Below are 14,490 nucleotides of genomic sequence, written 5' to 3'. Positions count from 1 at the left end.
ATCCTCAGAGGTCAGGGACGACGGGTCGGCACGCAACAGACGGTGGGGCAGGTGTCCCACATCGGCAGCTCGCCCAGGCGGCGGCGCAACTGCGCGCCGTCCGGGTCGGTCCGCTCGGTGACCAGCTCACGCACCATGGTCACGAAGCGCGGGTCGGTGCCCGGCGTGGCGGCCCGGACGAAGTCCAGGCCGAGCTGCTTCGCCGTCTCCAGCGCTTCGGTGTCCAGGTCCCACACGACCTCCAGGTGATCGGAGACGAACCCGATCGGGCTGACCACCACGCCGGTGGTGCCGCCCTGCGCGAGGGTGGCCAGGTGGTCGTTGACGTCCGGTTCCAGCCATGGCACCTGCGGCGGGCCGGAGCGGCTCTGCCAGACCAGGTCGTATTCCAGGTCGGGGGCGGCGGCCGCGGCGACGAGCCGGGCGGTCTCGTGCAGCTGCGCCTCGTACCGGCCGCCGTGCGGGCCGGCGTTGGCCGCCATCGAGCTGGGGATGGAGTGGGCGGTGAAGACCAGTCGGGTGGTGTCCCGCTTTGCCGGGTCGAGCTGGCCCAGGGCGGCCCGGACGGCGTCGACGTGCGGCTCGACGAAACCGGGGTGGTCCCAGAACTGGCGCAGCTTCTCGATCACCGGGGCGTCCGGGCCGACGGCGGCACGGGCGGCGGCGATGTCCTCCTGGTATTGCCGGCAGGACGAGTAGCCGCCGTACGCGCTGGTGACGAAGGCCAGCGCCCGGGTCACCCCGTCGTCGCGCATCCGGCTCACGGTGTCGGCGAGCATCGGGTCCCAGTTGCGGTTGCCCCAGTAGATGGGCAGGTCGACACCGTGCGCGGCGAAGTCGGCGCGGACGGCGGCCAGCAGGTCCCGACACTGCTGGTTGATCGGGGACACTCCACCGAAGTGCTGGTAGTGCTCGGCGACCTCGGCCAGCCGCTCGGGCGGCACACCTCGACCCCGGGTCACGTTCTGCAGGAACGGCATCACGTCCTCGGGCCGTTCCGGCCCGCCGAAGGACACCAGGACCACCGCGTCGTACGACATGGGGTCATTCTTGCCCCTCGGCCGGGACGCCCCGGCGACGCCCCCTGATCCGGATGCGTGGATCACGCGTCCGGACCTCGGCGGCGTCGCCGGAGAGCGTCAGGCGCCGATGGCGTGGTAGCCGCCGTCGACGTGGACGATCTCGCCGGTGGTGGCCGGGAACCAGTCGGAGAGCAGCGCCAGGCAGGCCCGCGCGGCGGGCTCCTGGTCGGTGAGGCTCCAGCCCAGCGGGGCCCGTTCGGTCCAGGCCTCCTCGAACTGGTCGAAGCCGGGGATCGACTTCGCGGCGATGGTGCGCAGCGGCCCGGCGGCCACCAGGTTGCTGCGGATGCCCTGCTTGCCCAGGTGCAGCGCCAGGTAGCGGGACGCCGACTCCAGGCCGGCCTTGGCCACGCCCATCCAGTCGTAGACCGGCCACGCCTTCGTCGCGTCGAAGGTCAGGCCGACCACCGCGCCACCGGGCGACATCAGCGGCAGCGCCGCCATCGCGAGGGACTTGTACGAGAAGGTGGAGACGTGCAGGGCGGTCGCCACGTCCTCCCAGGGCGCGTCGAGGAAGCCGCCGCCGAGGCAGCTCTGCGGGGCGAAGCCGATCGAGTGCACGACACCGTCGAGGCCGTCGACGTGCTCGCGTACCCGGTCGGCGAGGCCGGCCAGGTGCTCGGTGTTGGTGACGTCCACCTCGATCACCGGCGCCGGCTCGGGCAGCCGCTTCGCGATCCGCTCGACCAGGGAGAGCCGGCCGTAGCCGGTGAGCACGACCTGCGCGCCGTTCTCCTGAGCGAGCTTCGCCACCGAGAAGGCGATCGAGGCGTCGGTGATGACACCGGTGACGAGCAGTCGCTTACCGGCGAGCAGTCCGGACATGCAGATTTCCTCCGTAGTCAAAAGGGTTAGTGGCCCATTCCGAGGCCGCCGTCGACCGGGATGACGGCACCGGAGACGTACCCGGCGCTGTCGGAGGCCAGCCAGGTGACAACGGCCGCGACCTCGTCCGGGCTGGCCATCCGGCCGGCCGGGATGGAGTTGAGGATCTCCGCCTTGCGGTCGTCGGAGAGGCCGGCGGTCATGTCCGTGTCGATGAAGCCGGGCGCCACCACGTTCGCGGTGATGTTGCGGCTGCCCAGCTCCCGGGTGATCGAGCGGGCGACGCCGACGAGGCCGGCCTTGCTGGCGGCGTAGTTGACCTGCCCGGCACCGCCGGCGAGGCCGACCACCGAGGAGATGAAGATCATGCGGCCCCACTTGGCGCGGAGCATCTTGCCGGAGGCCCGCTTGGCGACCCGGAACGCGCCGGTGAGGTTGGTGTCCACCACATCGGTGAACTGCTCCTCGGACATCCGCAGCAGCAGCGTGTCGGCGGTCATGCCGGCGTTGGCGACCAGCACCTCGACCGGCCCCAGCTCGGCCTCGACGGCGGCGAACGCGGCGTCGATCGAGGCGGCGTCGGTGACGTCGGCGCGGACGCCGAACAGCCCGTCGGGTGCCTCGCCGCTGCGGTGGGTGACCGCCACCCGGTCGCCCTGCTTGGCGAAGGCCTGCGCGATGGCCAGGCCGATTCCCCGGTTGCCCCCGGTCACCAGCACGGTACGGGCCACTGTTCCCCCTTGCGAATGGTCAGCACAGACGCGCGAAAGCCTAGGCGTTACCGACAGGTAAGCGCTAACGGGAGTCGCGTCACACTGGGGTACGACACCGGGATCAACCCCTGGTGGCACGCCTCGTGACGGTCTCGGCCCGTAGCCTCCGGGTGGTGAACCGGCATCCGATCGCCGTGGCCCTGCGGGCCCTGCGGCAGACAGTGCTGGGCCCGGACGCACCGGTCGAACGGCCGCTGCTGGCCCGGTGGCCCGGGCCGGCCCGCTACGCCGCCCCGGTCGGCCTGCTGGCCGCTCTCGGCCTCTTCCTGATCACGCTGACCGTGGAGAGCGAGTGGGGCCTGCCGATACTGGTCGCGCTGCTGTTCGCGGCGATGACCGTGGCGCCGCTGCTGGCGCTGCCCCGGCGTCCGCTGCTGGCCTGGCGGCTGACGGTGCTGGCCCTGCTGATCTGCACGTTCAACGCGCCGGCCGACCAGGCCTGGCCGTGGACCCCGCCGCTGGCGCTCGGGTCGATCGTGGTGGTGGCGGTGGTCGTCACGCGGGTCGACCGGCCGGTGCTGGGCTGGGTGGTGGCGATCACGACGGTGCCGGTGCTCACCCTGGTCGAGCCCGAGAACCGGGTCGCTGTCCTGCTGCTGCTCGGGGCGTTGGCGATCGTCGGTGACCTGATCCGACGCAACCGGCTGTCCCGGCGGGCGCTGGCCGCGCAGACCGAGCTGAGCGAGCGGGAGCAGGAACGCCGCGGGGTGCTGGAGGAGCGCACCCGGATCGCCCGGGAGCTGCACGACGTGGTGGCCCACCACATGTCGCTGATCGCGGTGCAGGCGGAGACCGCCCCGTACCGGCTGACCGACGTGCCGGCGCCGGCAGCCGCGGAGTTCGTCGCCATCGCCGCGTCGGCCCGCGACGCGCTCACCGACATGCGGCGACTGCTGGGGGTGCTGCGCAGCGAGACGACCGGGCCGCAGACCGCGCCGCAGCCGGACCTGACCGACCTGGGCGCGATGGTGGACGCCGCCCGCCGGGCCGGGCTGTCGGTCACGCTGGACGCCGAGCAGGTGGACGACGACCGGGTGCCCGCGCCGGTCGGGCTGGCCGCGTACCGCATCGTGCAGGAGGGCCTGGCCAACGCGGCCCGCCACGCGGCCGGCGCCGCGGTGCGGGTCACCGTCCGCGCCGGTGCGTCCGGCCTGGGGGTACGGGTGGAGAACGCGCCACCCGCCACGGCGGGCTCCCGGCCTGGCGAGGCGGGCTCCGGGCACGGGCTGACCGGCATGCGGGAACGGGCCACCTCGCTGGGCGGTACGTTCACCGCCGGGCCGCTGCCCGACGGGGGTTACGCGGTGGCGGCCGAGTTGCCGTACGACGCGGAGGGTGGGGACCGATGATCCGGGTGCTGATCGCCGACGACCAGGCGATGGTCCGGCAGGGCTTCGGCGCGCTGCTCGCCGCCCAACCGGATCTGCTGGTGGTGGGTGACGCCGCCGACGGGGCGCAGGCCGTGGCCGCCGCCCGCCACCTCGACCCGGACGTGGTGCTGATGGACGTGCGGATGCCGGTGATGGACGGGCTGGAGGCCACCCGCACGCTGCTCGGTGACCGGTCGGCGCAGCGTCCCCGGGTGCTCATCCTCACCACGTTCGACCTGGACGACTACGTGTACGAGGCGCTGCGCGCCGGGGCCAGCGGTTTCCTGCTCAAGGACGCCCCGGCGGCCGACCTGGTGCAGGCGGTGCGGGTGGTGGCGGCCGGGGACGCGCTGCTCGCCCCCGCTGTCACCCGCCGGCTGATCGCCGAGTTCGCGGCCCGCCCGGACCGCCGCCGCCCCCGTCCCACCGACCTGGCCGGGCTCACTCCACGAGAGACCGAGGTGCTGCGGTTGATCGCCCGGGGCCGCAACAACGCGGAGATCGCGGGTGACCTGGTGGTGGCCGAGCAGACAGTGAAGACGCACGTCGGGCGGATCCTGGCCAAGCTGGGGCTGCGCGACCGGGCCCAGGCCGTGGTGCTGGCGTACGAGACGGGTCTGGTGGCCGCCGGCGAGTAGCCCCGTGGAGCCAGCCCGGGAACGGCTCCGCGGCACGACGACCGGGTCCCGCCCCTGGGCGCACTCTCCCTCCGGACGACATTCCGGAGGGAGAACGTGATGCGACGACGAGGTGCCAGCCGGTTGGCGGTGGCCGCGCTGCTCGGCGTGAACCTGGTCCTGCCGACCCCGGCCAGGCCGGCCACGGCGGCGGGGTTCGTCGAGGCGTACCCGCAGATGGCGGCGGCGATGCGCGCGGCCGGCCCCCCGTACGCGGACTGGGCGGCCGACGGACGCCGGTTCCTGCTGTTCGACACGCGCGGTGACGGCCGCGCGGTCGAGGTGCTCGGCGACCTCGCCACCGCCGACCGGATCGCGGTGCTGGTGCCCGGGGTCGGCAGCACGCTCGCCGACTTCGACAGGGGGTTGGGTGGGGTGGCCCGGCGGGCGCCCGCCGTGCAGGCCGGGCAGGTGTACCGGGAGCTGCGGGCGACCGACCCGGCGGCGCGGGTCGCGGTGCTGGCCTGGCTGGGCTACGACCCGCCCGACGGGGTGCTGACCGCCGCCGGTGGGGTCAGCGCCCGGCGCGGCGCGGCCGGGCTGGCCCGGCTGCTGCGGGAGCTGGCCGGGCGGCGTCCGGGCGCGACGATCACGCTGGTCGGGCACAGCTACGGGGCGTTGGTGGTGGCACTGGCGGCGGCGCACGCCCCGCCCCAGGTCACCGACGTGGTCAGCCTCGGTGGGGTGGGCGCTGGCGTGCAGCGCGCCGACGACCTGCCCGGCGGGCGGCGGTTCTGGGCCGCCGAGGCGCCGACGGACTGGATCCGACGGGTCCCGCCGCTGCGGCTGCCCGGGTTGGGCTTCGGTCGGCGACCCGGCGACCCGGCGTTCGGCGCCCGACCCCTGCCGGTGGGCGGGGTGGCGGGGCACGACGGCTATCTCGCGCCGGGCAGCGCCGCGCTGGTCGCGGTGGCGGCGGTCGTGCTGGGCGGCGTCGACGCCGACCGGACCGGGGACGCCCGGTGAGCCGGGATCGGGCCGTCGACGCGCTGCGGGCGTACGCCATCGGCGGGGTGGTGCTGGGGCACTGGCTGGTCACCGGCCTGGTGTTGACCGGCGACGGCGGGCTGCACCAGGCCAGTCCGCTGACCGCCCTGCCCGGCCTGGCCCCGCTGACCTGGGTGTTGCAGACGCTCGGGTTGTTCTTCTTCACCGCCGGGTTCGGCTCGGCCCGGTCGCTGGCCCGGCACCCGGGCGGTACGGGCGGTTGGCTGGCCGGTCGGCTGCGTCGGCTGCTGCTGCCCACCGTGGCGCTGCTCGGGGCGGGTGCGGCCGTCCTGCTCGCCGCCACCGTCGTCGGCACCTCCGACGACACGCTCGCCGTCGCGCTGCGGCTCGCGGTCAGCCCGCTGTGGTTCCTGCTACCGCTGGTGATCCTGGTCGCGTCGACCGGCCCGCTGCGCGCCGCCGTACGCCGCTGGGGTGTGCTGCGCTGCGCGACACCGGCGGTGGCCGTGGTGGCCGCGGCCGACCTGGCCGTCCGCCTGGTGCCGGCCGCCGGCGACCTGCCCCCGGTCACCGTGCTGGCGGCCTGGTCGGTGCCGTACCTGCTGGGGGTGGCGCACGCCGACGGGTGGCTGCGGAGCCGGCGGGCCGGTGGCACGGCGGCGGCCGGTGGGGCGCTCGCGCTGGCGGCGCTGCTGGCGCTCGGCTATCCGGTGAGCGCGGTGGGGGTGCCCGGGGCCGGGGTGTCCAACCTGAACCCGCCGTCGCTGCTGGTCGTGGCGCTGGCGGTCACCCAGGTCGGGTTGGGGTTGCTGGCCCGGCCGGCGCTGCGACGGCTGCTGGCCCGGCCACTGCCGGGTCGGGCGGTGACCGCTGTGAACCGGTTCGCGGTCCGGATCTACCTGTGGCACCAGCCGGTCCTGGTGGCGGTGACAGCGCTCACCGCCCGTGGCGGGCTCGCCCTGCCCGGTCTGCACACCGTCCCGGACGACTCGGGGTGGGTGCTGGCCCGCTGCTGCTGGCTGCCGCTGCTCGCCGGGGTGCTGGTCACTGTCGTGCGGGTGGGCCAGCCGGGGTCGCCGCGCCGCCGAGGTGTCCGGGCTGGTGATCAGCGGCGTCGCCGACCGGGCGGTGGAGGGGTCGCCGGCCGGTCGGCCGAGTGCGTTCGGCCGGCACCGCAGGTGTACGATCATCGACGTTCCGGCCCGCCCGACTTGCAGGAGGTGATCGCTGTGCGAGATAGCGATCCTCCCAGTCGTGGCCGGGCCGATGGTCAGTCCCGCTGAGCCACGACTCAGTCTGGTGAGCTGACCCCGCTCCGCTCCCCACCACGTCGGCACCTGCCGAGGTGAGTGTGCCGCGCCGCCCGAACCCGGGCGGTCGCCGGGAGCCGCCCGGTCACGACTTCGTGTGCGCGTCCCTACCCCCTGCGGTCCGCCCCCGCACGCGGACCGTCCAGCCGCCACCCGGAGCCGTCCATGAGCCGCTACGTCGCCCCGCTGGGCTTCACCCTCGCCGCCGTCTGGGTGGCCATCGTCTTCGTCCTCGCCGGCGGCGGCCACTGAGCTGGTCGTCCTCCCCGGCGGCGGCCAGTGAGCTGGTCGTCCTCCCCGGCGGCGGCCACTGAGCTGGTCGTCGTCACGGCGACGGCCACCGGGTTGGTGCCGACCGGCGGCGGTGGGTGACCGCCGCCGGTCCCACCGCTCAGAGCATCCGCGACGACCACAGCAGGCTGAGCGCACCGGCGCAGAGGGCCAGCAGCAGCGCCACCCCGGCGTACCACTGGGTCACCTCACGCGGCTCGGTGCGGAACCCGATCGAGCTGCCCATGTCCTGATAGACCTGCTTCAGCTCGCTCACCGAGGCCGCCTCGTAGAAGTAACCCTCGGTGGTCTCGGCGAGTTCGGCGAGGGCCAACCGGTCCACCGGCACCCGCTGCAACTGCCCGCCGATGTCGACCTGGCCGGTGTCCGTGCCGAAGGCGATCGTGGAAACCGGGACGTTGGCGGCCTGCGCGGCGGCCGCCGCCTCCTCCACCGCCCGACCGGAGGTGCGGAAGCCGTCCGAGAGCAGCACGATCCGCGCCGGTGGGATACCCGCCGCGCCGTCGGCGGGCACCGACCGGATCGCCTCCAGGCAGGTGAACACCGCCTCCCCGGTCGCTGTCGCCTCGGCCAGCACCAGCCCGTCGATGGCGCTGGTCACCGCGTCGCGGTCCTTGCCCGGCGGCACCAGCACGTTGGCCGCCTTGGCGAACGACACGAGGCCCAGGTTGTAGCTCTCCGGCAGCTCACTGACGAACTGCTTGGCGGCCTCCTGGGCCGCCTCCAGCCGGTTCGGTGACACGTCGTCGGCCTGCATCGACAACGACACGTCGATGGCGAGCATCACGGTGGCCCGCTCCAGCGGCTCCTTGGTGTCGACAGCGGGCCGGGCCAGTGCGGTGGCCAACACCAGCAGGCAGAGCACGAACGCGGTCGCCGGGACGTGCCGACGCCAGCCCAGGCCCTTCGGCGCCACCGTCCGCAACAGGTCCACATTGGTGAACCGCATCGCGTACGCCCGGCGGTGCAGCTGCCGCCAGACGTAGAACGCGGCGAGGGCGAACACCGGCAGCACGGCCAGCAGCCACCACGGTTGCAGAAAACGGATCATCGTGTCGTCCCCCGGGTGCGTGCGTGCCGTTGCGCGGCCACGAATCGCACCATGTCCAGCAGCCAGTCTCGGTCGGTACGCAGACGCAGGTGGGCCGCACCGGCGCCGCGCAGGGCGGCGGCGATGGTGGCCCGTTGGGCGGTGGCGGCGTCGGCGTAGCGCTGCCGCAGCCGTGGGTCGGCGGTCTGCACCTCGTGCAGCTCGCCGCTCTCCGGGTCGACCACCGGCAACACGCCCACGTCGGGCAGTTCCAGCTCCCGCGGGTCGACCACCTCGATCGCCAGTACGTCGTGCCGGACGCGCAGCTTACGCATCGGCCGGGCCCACTGCTCGGCCGGAGCGAGGAAGTCCGAGACGACCACTGCCACCCCACGGCGGCGGGGCGGGCGGTTGAGCATCTCGATCAGCGCGCCCAGATCACCACGACCGGGCTGGATGGCGGTGCCGGCGACGGCACGCAGCAGACCCTGCGCCTCCTTGCGCCCGGAGCGGGCCGGCAGCCGGGTGAGCACACCGGGCCCCGGCGGCGGTGGTCTGCCCCGCCAGCGTCGGGCCGGCGCGGACACCCCGCCGCCGGTGCCGATCACGGCGCCGATCCGGTTACCGCCGCGCACGGTCAGGTGGGTGATGGCAGCGGCGGCGGCCACCACGACCTCCCGCTTGAGCCACTGCCCGGTGCCGAAGTCGAGGCTGGCGGAGAGGTCCAGCGCGAGCCAGGTCTCCAGTTCCCGGTCGGCGACCGTACGCCGCACGTGCGGTGTGGTCGTGCGTGCCGTGACCGGCCAGTCCATCCGACGCACGTCGTCGCCGGGGCGGTACTCCCGGGACTCCCCCGCCTCACTGCCCGGTCCGGGCAGCAGGCCGGCGTAGTCGCCCTGCAGCAGACCGTCGAGCTTGCGGGTGACGAGCAGCTGAAGCCGGGACAGCACGGCCTCGCTACGGTCGCCGAGGGGGGCCGGACGAGGGGTGGGTGAGGTCACGGCCGCTGCCCGGGCCAACCAGCGCCCGGCGGCGGCGCGATCGAGGGCGGGGTGGCCTGCTGCCGGGGCGCGACAGCGGGAAGCGGGATCGTCGACATCACCCGTTGCACGATGTGGTCGGCGGGCACGTCGTCGGCGAGCGCGTCGTAGCTGAGCACCAACCGGTGCCGCAGGATGTCCGGCGCGATGTCCTGCACGTCCTGCGGCAGCGCGTAGTCCCGCCCGCGCAGCAGCGCCAGGGCGCGGGTCGCCCGGACCAGACCCAGCGAGGCGCGCGGGCTGGCACCGTACTGGATCAGTTGCGCGACGTCGGGCATGCCGTGCTCGGCCGGGGCGCGGGTGGCCAGGACCAACCGGACCGCGTAGTCGACCAGGGCGTTGTGGACGAAGACCTGGTCCGCCTTGCGTTGCAGGGCGATCAGGTCCGGTGTGTCGAACACCGCGGTCGGCTCGGGCGCGGCCACGCCCATCCGGTAGACGATCTCCCGTTCCTCAGCGTCTGTCGGGTAGCCCACCACGATCTTCATGAGGAACCGGTCCCGTTGCGCCTCCGGCAGCGGATAGACGCCCTCCTGCTCGATCGGGTTCTGGGTGGCCATCACCAGGAACGGGTCGGGCACCCGGTGGCTCTCGCCGCCGATGGACACCTGCCGCTCGCTCATCACCTCCAGCAGCGCGGACTGCACCTTGGCCGGCGCCCGGTTGATCTCGTCGGCGAGCAGGAAGTTGACGAAGACCGGCCCCAGCTCGACGTCGAACTTCTCGCTCGACTGCCGGTAGATCCGGGTGCCCATGATGTCGGCGGGCACCAGGTCCGGCGTGAACTGCACCCGGGCGAAGGACCCACCGACGACCTTGGCGAGGGTTTCCACCGCCAGGGTCTTGGCCACCCCGGGCACGCCTTCGAGCAGGCAGTGACCACGGGAGAGCAGCGCGACGAACATCCGCTCCACCATCCGGTCCTGCCCGACGATCACACGTTTGATCTCGAACAGCGCCTTTTCCAGCAGGGTGGCGTCCTGCGCGGGTGTGGTCACCGGCGCAGGTGCCGCGCCGTTCGGCGTCGGGGCGTCGGGCATGGTCGGCTGGGCCACCGGTCCTCCACAGCGTTTGTCGGTCGTCGCGGCTTGTGCGGTATCAAGACTCGCACGCCTTGCTGAGTGCCGAGGTGGGGAGAAGCCGATTTTGGCCGCGCCGTCACCAGCAGCCGAATTGCGTATCGCGGGTGTGCACAGACCGGCCCGCCGCGTGTACGATTCACCCCGTCGCCGGGCGGCTCCCCCCGTGGTCGCCCGGCGCTCAACCTCTCCGTCCCGCCGCCCTACACTGGCCGGGATGAGCATTCCCTCCCCCGCCGACGAAGCCCTGGTCTGTTCGGCCCGGGGCTGCCGGTCGGCCGCCGTCTGGGTGCTGGAGTGGAACAATCCCCGTCTGCACGACCCCGATCGGCGCAAGACCTGGTTGGCCTGCGACGAGCACCGGGGCAGCCTCGGTGACTTCCTGGACGCCCGAGGCTTCCTGCGTGCCGTCACTCCGGTGCCCGGATCGCCTACGCTCGACCTGTGAGCGGCGACCCTCCGGCTTCCCCCGGCCCCACTTCTCCGTCCTGGCCGCCCACCCCGGCCGCCACCCCTCCCGGCGTCGATCCGCCGCCCGGCGCGTTCCCGGCACCGGGCACGCTCGGCCCCGAGCCCGCCGCGCCGGACGTCTCGACGCCCGCCCCACTGCCACCGGGCGCGCTGCCACCCGGTCACCGGCCGACACCCGGCGCCGACCACCGCGCACCCGAACTGCCACCCCCCGGTCTCCTGCCGGCCGACCCCGGCGCGTCCGGGGCTCACCCGTCCGACCCCGGCGCGTCCGGGGTGCTGCTGACGGCCGCGCCGGGTGGTCGGGGGCCGCTGGAGCCCTGGCCGGACACCGTCAACTGGCAGCCGATCTCCACCGACCTGATCTGGGTGGAGCTGATCCGGCTGGCGGTCGTGGTCGCCATCGGGCTGGCGGTGACGGCGGTCGGCTGGGCCCTCAGCGGCCACTGGCTGTTCGGGCTCGCCGTCGCCGTGGTGCTGGTGCTCGGCGCGTGGCGGGCCGTCGCGATCGTCCGCGCCGTCCGGGCCTGGGGGTACGCAGAGCGGGAGAACGACCTGTTGGTCCGGCACGGGCTGCTGGTCCGCCGGCTCTCCATCGTGCCGTACTCGCGGATGCAGTTCGTCGACGTGAGCGCCGGGCCGTTGGAGCGCGCCTTCGAGCTGGCCACCGTGCAGTTGCACACCGCGGCTGCGGCCAGCGACGCCCGGGTGCCCGGGCTGCGGCCGGCGGAGGCGTCCCGGCTGCGCGACCGGCTCACCGCGCTCGGCGAGGACCGGGCGGAGGGGCTGTGAACACCCGCGCGGGCAACCGCCGAACGCGTCGAGGGCCGCGCCGATGAGCGACGGACCCGCCGAGCCGAGCACCGTGCCACCCACCGGCCCGACGCCCCCGGGACCGGTGGTGCCCACCGGCACGGCACCCGAGGGCCCGCCGTTCGCTGAGAGACCCGGCGGCGCGCCGTTCGCTGACACACCTGGTGGCGCGCCGTTCGCTGGCGGACCCGGTGGCCCGCCGTTCGCCGGTGCGACGTCGTCCGGGCCGGTGCCGCCGGGGGTGCCCGCGCCGTGGTCGGCACCACCGGGCGGCGGCGTCGGCGAGCCCCGGCAGCGGCTGCATCCGCTCAGCCCGGTGCTGCACGGCGCCAAGTCCCTGGTCGTGGTGATCGCCGGGTTGTCCTGGTCGACGCTGTCCCGGGTGGGCTTCGGCTGGTTCGCCGTCACGGTGGCGGTGCTGGCGCTCGGCGCGACGGTGCTGTCGGTGATCAGCTGGTACAACACCGGCTACCACGTCGTGGGCCGGGAGCTTCGGGTGTACGAAGGGCTGCTCTGGCGGCGTACCCGGGCCATCCCGTTGGAACGGTTGCAGGCCGTGGAGGTGGTCCGGCCCCTGCTCGCGCAGCTCACCGGCCTGGCCGAGCTGCGTCTGGAGGTGGTCGGCGGCGGCAAGACCGAGGCGCCACTGGCGTACCTCGGGGTGGCCGACGCGACAGTGCTGCGCGAGCGCCTGCTGGCGCTGGCCGGGCGGGTGGCGCAGCCGCCCACGCCCGGCGACGCGGCGACCCCGGTCACCCCGGGTGCGCCGGCGCCGCCGCCGGCCGCGCCGGGCCGGCCACTGCACGCGGTACGCAACCAGAACCTGCTGATCAGCCAACTGCTCACCCCGCAGGCGTTCCTGCTCCCGTTCGGTGTGGCGTTCGTCGTGGTGCAGTTCCTCACCGCCGGCTCATGGTCGTTCGTCGCGGTAGCGAGCACCCTGACCGCGATGGCGGGTGTCCTGCTGCAACCGATCCGCCGGGTGCTCGACGACTGGAACTTCCGGCTGGCCCGCGACCGCGGCACGCTGCGGGTGCACAACGGCCTGCTGGAGACGCGCGCGCAGACCGTGCCGCTGGAGCGGGTGCAGACCGTGCGGGCCACCTGGCCGCTGCTGTGGCGGGTGAAGGGCTGGCTGCGGCTGCGGCTGGAGGTGGCCGGTTACTCCGTCGCGGAGGCCGACGACCGCAACCGGCCCGACCGGCTGCTGCCGGTCGGCGACCTGCCGACGGCGACGATGATCGTCGCCGAGGTGCTTCCCGGGGTACGCCTCGACGCGCTCCCGTTGAGCCCACCACCACCGCGAACCCGTTGGCTGCACCCGCTGGGCCGTACCGCGTTCGGCGCGGGCCTGTTCGAGCGGGTGTTCGCCACCCGGTCCGGGCTGCTCACCCGACAACTGGTGATCGTGCCGTACGCCCGGATCCAGAGCGTGCGGGTGGTCCAGGGGCCCATCCAACGCCGTCTGGGCCTGGCCTCCGTCCACGCGGACACCGCTGGCGGCTCCGGTGCCACCGCACAGGACCGCGACCTGGCCGAGGCCTGGGCCCTGGCCGCCGACCTGACCACCAGAGCCCACCAAGCCCGCACCCACCCCCACCCCTCACCTCGTTGATCATGAGGTTATTGCCCGACAGGCCGTGCTGGAGGGCAACAACTTCATGATCAACCGGCCCGGAAGCCGGGGGCCGGGGGGGTGGTTAGTGGTCGGCGGGGACTGAGGTGGGGGTGGCGGGGTCTGGTTCGCGGGGGGTGGGGGGTTCCGGCTGGTTGGTCGGGGTCGGTGGGGGTTCCTTGGCCTGGTCCGACTTGGCGCTCGGGTGGCGGGTGCGCCACGCCGCCCAGCCGCGCTCCGCCAGACCGACCACCAGGAAGGTCATCCCCACGTACGCCCAGCCGACCAGCACGTCGATCACATAGTGCTCACCCGAGTAGACCAGGGTGAAGGTCATCGCCAGCGGGTACGCGAGCAGCAGCGGCCACCAGCGACGACGGGTGGCGGTCAGGAAGAACAGCACCACGAACAGCGCCCACGCGGTGTGCAGCGAGGGCATCGCGGCGACCGGGTTGGAGGCGATCTGGCCGGCGTTGAGGACGTTGCCGGCGCCGTGCATGCCGAACGCCTTCCAACCCCGGGTCGAGATCCGGGCGACCTCGGTGAGCAGGCCGTTCTGCGCCGCCCACCAGGGCGGGGCGGCCGGGTAGACGAAGTAGGTGACCAGGCCGGCCGCGCAGAGGAAACCCCAGCGCCGCATGTACGCCGCCCAGCGGTGCCGGTCGCGTATCCAGAGCACCGCGGCGGCGGCCAGCGCCACCACGAAGTGGGAGAAGTACACCCAGCTCGCCGCGACGTCCCACCAGTGCACCTGCGGGTGGTAGAGGTGCTGCTGCAACCAGACGGTGGGCACCTCACCGCCGGTGGCCCAGCCGAACATGAACCGGTCGGCGACGATCAGCTCCATCGCGTGCGGCGTCGCCCCGTTGTCGGCGAACCCGCGCGAGAGGTTGTACACCACGAACAGCAGCACCACCGGCACCCAGTCCCGGGCGAAGCGCAGGTGACTGCGCCAGGGCCGTTCGCTGTTCCAGGCGATGGTCGCGGCCCAGATCCAGACGAAGGCGTACGCCGGGTCGGTGGGCAGGCCGATGGCCAGCCACGCGGCGACGAAGGCGACCGCCCAGACGGTCATGGCGACGATGCGCCGACGACCCCCGTCCGGGGACGCGGGCGGGTCGGTCCGGGCGGGGGGCTGGGGGTCAGTCACGACGGCCATCGGGGTC

The 14,490-nt window shown here is 74.0% G+C and carries 14 protein-coding genes; 7 read left to right on the top strand and 7 right to left on the bottom strand.

Annotated features, from left to right (window positions below; translation table 11 throughout):
• Positions 1-11: 11 nt before the first annotated feature.
• The 3 genes from AB0C03_RS16565 to fabG form a co-directional block, all read right to left on the bottom strand.
• On the bottom strand, positions 12-1,040 hold the full coding sequence (locus AB0C03_RS16565; RefSeq protein ID WP_030337798.1) for a ferrochelatase: 1,029 nt from the start codon (positions 1,038-1,040) through the stop codon (positions 12-14).
• Positions 1,041-1,139: 99 nt separating this feature from the next.
• Positions 1,140-1,907, bottom strand: coding sequence for an enoyl-ACP reductase FabI (gene fabI, locus AB0C03_RS16560; protein ID WP_030337799.1), 768 nt, complete (start codon positions 1,905-1,907; stop codon positions 1,140-1,142).
• 26 nt (positions 1,908-1,933) lie between these two features.
• Complete coding sequence (gene fabG / locus AB0C03_RS16555; RefSeq protein ID WP_030337800.1) at positions 1,934-2,638, bottom strand: 3-oxoacyl-ACP reductase FabG; 705 nt, start codon at positions 2,636-2,638, stop codon at positions 1,934-1,936.
• A 155-nt stretch (positions 2,639-2,793) separates the two neighbouring features.
• Between fabG and AB0C03_RS16550 the strand changes: the two genes are divergently transcribed.
• The 4 genes from AB0C03_RS16550 to AB0C03_RS16535 all read left to right on the top strand — a co-directional run bounded on the left by AB0C03_RS16550 (position 2,794) and on the right by AB0C03_RS16535 (position 6,958).
• Positions 2,794-4,029 (top strand): sensor histidine kinase, encoded by a 1,236-nt coding sequence (locus AB0C03_RS16550; RefSeq protein ID WP_156058005.1) that lies wholly within the window; start codon positions 2,794-2,796, stop codon positions 4,027-4,029.
• Positions 4,026-4,688 carry a response regulator gene (locus AB0C03_RS16545; RefSeq protein WP_030337802.1) on the top strand — a complete coding sequence of 221 codons (663 nt, stop codon included), beginning with the start codon at positions 4,026-4,028 and terminating at the stop codon, positions 4,686-4,688. The genes AB0C03_RS16550 and AB0C03_RS16545 overlap by 4 nt, the downstream gene beginning before the upstream one ends.
• A 99-nt stretch (positions 4,689-4,787) precedes the next feature.
• On the top strand, positions 4,788-5,693 hold the full coding sequence (locus AB0C03_RS16540) for an alpha/beta hydrolase (RefSeq protein ID WP_051708880.1): 906 nt from the start codon (positions 4,788-4,790) through the stop codon (positions 5,691-5,693).
• Positions 5,690-6,958: an acyltransferase family protein gene (locus tag AB0C03_RS16535; protein ID WP_357637507.1), complete on the top strand. Its 1,269-nt coding sequence runs from the start codon at positions 5,690-5,692 to the stop codon at positions 6,956-6,958. Before AB0C03_RS16540 ends, AB0C03_RS16535 begins: the two co-directional genes overlap by 4 nt.
• A gap of 418 nt (positions 6,959-7,376) precedes the next feature.
• On the opposite strand, the gene AB0C03_RS16530 is transcribed toward AB0C03_RS16535, so the two are convergent.
• Genes AB0C03_RS16530 through AB0C03_RS16520 form a run of 3 tightly spaced genes read right to left on the bottom strand, consistent with a single transcriptional unit; the run spans position 7,377 to position 10,401 of the window.
• On the bottom strand, positions 7,377-8,327 hold the full coding sequence (locus AB0C03_RS16530; protein WP_357637504.1) for a VWA domain-containing protein: 951 nt from the start codon (positions 8,325-8,327) through the stop codon (positions 7,377-7,379).
• Positions 8,324-9,325: a DUF58 domain-containing protein gene (locus tag AB0C03_RS16525; protein ID WP_357637501.1), complete on the bottom strand. Its 1,002-nt coding sequence runs from the start codon at positions 9,323-9,325 to the stop codon at positions 8,324-8,326. The genes AB0C03_RS16530 and AB0C03_RS16525 overlap by 4 nt, the downstream gene beginning before the upstream one ends.
• Positions 9,304-10,401, bottom strand: coding sequence for an AAA family ATPase (locus AB0C03_RS16520; RefSeq protein ID WP_030337807.1), 1,098 nt, complete (start codon positions 10,399-10,401; stop codon positions 9,304-9,306). Before AB0C03_RS16520 ends, AB0C03_RS16525 begins: the two co-directional genes overlap by 22 nt.
• 241 nt (positions 10,402-10,642) lie before the next feature.
• Here AB0C03_RS16520 and AB0C03_RS16515 point away from each other — a divergent pair, with 241 nt between their 5' ends.
• The 3 genes from AB0C03_RS16515 (at position 10,643) to AB0C03_RS16505 (ending at position 13,324) form a co-directional block, all read left to right on the top strand.
• On the top strand, positions 10,643-10,873 hold the full coding sequence (locus AB0C03_RS16515; protein WP_030337808.1) for a hypothetical protein: 231 nt from the start codon (positions 10,643-10,645) through the stop codon (positions 10,871-10,873).
• A 299-nt stretch (positions 10,874-11,172) separates the two neighbouring features.
• Positions 11,173-11,688, top strand: coding sequence for a PH domain-containing protein (locus AB0C03_RS16510; RefSeq protein ID WP_051708882.1), 516 nt, complete (start codon positions 11,173-11,175; stop codon positions 11,686-11,688).
• A 43-nt stretch (positions 11,689-11,731) separates the two neighbouring features.
• Positions 11,732-13,324 (top strand): PH domain-containing protein, encoded by a 1,593-nt coding sequence (locus AB0C03_RS16505; protein WP_245233780.1) that lies wholly within the window; start codon positions 11,732-11,734, stop codon positions 13,322-13,324.
• An 85-nt stretch (positions 13,325-13,409) separates the two neighbouring features.
• Here AB0C03_RS16505 and AB0C03_RS16500 read toward each other — a convergent pair whose 3' ends face one another.
• Positions 13,410-14,483 (bottom strand): phosphatase PAP2 family protein, encoded by a 1,074-nt coding sequence (locus AB0C03_RS16500; RefSeq protein WP_245233781.1) that lies wholly within the window; start codon positions 14,481-14,483, stop codon positions 13,410-13,412.
• Positions 14,484-14,490 lie beyond the last annotated feature (7 nt).

Origin of the sequence: Micromonospora parva (assembly GCF_040649675.1) — a bacterium.
In the GTDB taxonomy this organism is placed as follows: Bacteria; Actinomycetota; Actinomycetes; order Mycobacteriales; family Micromonosporaceae; genus Micromonospora; species Micromonospora parva.
Note: the sequence above shows the minus strand (reverse complement) of the source record. Positions and strands in the feature narration are given on the sequence as shown.

Excerpts from the sequence above, each read along its gene's own strand:
- fabI (WP_030337799.1), bottom strand. The coding sequence starts at position 1,907 with ATGTCCGGACTGCTCGCCGGTAAGCGACTGCTCGTCACCGGTGTCATC.
- AB0C03_RS16545 (WP_030337802.1), top strand. The coding sequence starts at position 4,026 with ATGATCCGGGTGCTGATCGCCGACGACCAGGCGATGGTCCGGCAGGGC.
- AB0C03_RS16540 (WP_051708880.1), top strand. The coding sequence starts at position 4,788 with ATGCGACGACGAGGTGCCAGCCGGTTGGCGGTGGCCGCGCTGCTCGGC.
- AB0C03_RS16505 (WP_245233780.1), top strand. The coding sequence starts at position 11,732 with ATGAGCGACGGACCCGCCGAGCCGAGCACCGTGCCACCCACCGGCCCG.
- AB0C03_RS16565 (WP_030337798.1), bottom strand. The coding sequence starts at position 1,040 with ATGTCGTACGACGCGGTGGTCCTGGTGTCCTTCGGCGGGCCGGAACGG.
- AB0C03_RS16515 (WP_030337808.1), top strand. The coding sequence starts at position 10,643 with ATGAGCATTCCCTCCCCCGCCGACGAAGCCCTGGTCTGTTCGGCCCGG.
- AB0C03_RS16500 (WP_245233781.1), bottom strand. The coding sequence starts at position 14,483 with ATGGCCGTCGTGACTGACCCCCAGCCCCCCGCCCGGACCGACCCGCCC.
- AB0C03_RS16530 (WP_357637504.1), bottom strand. The coding sequence starts at position 8,327 with ATGATCCGTTTTCTGCAACCGTGGTGGCTGCTGGCCGTGCTGCCGGTG.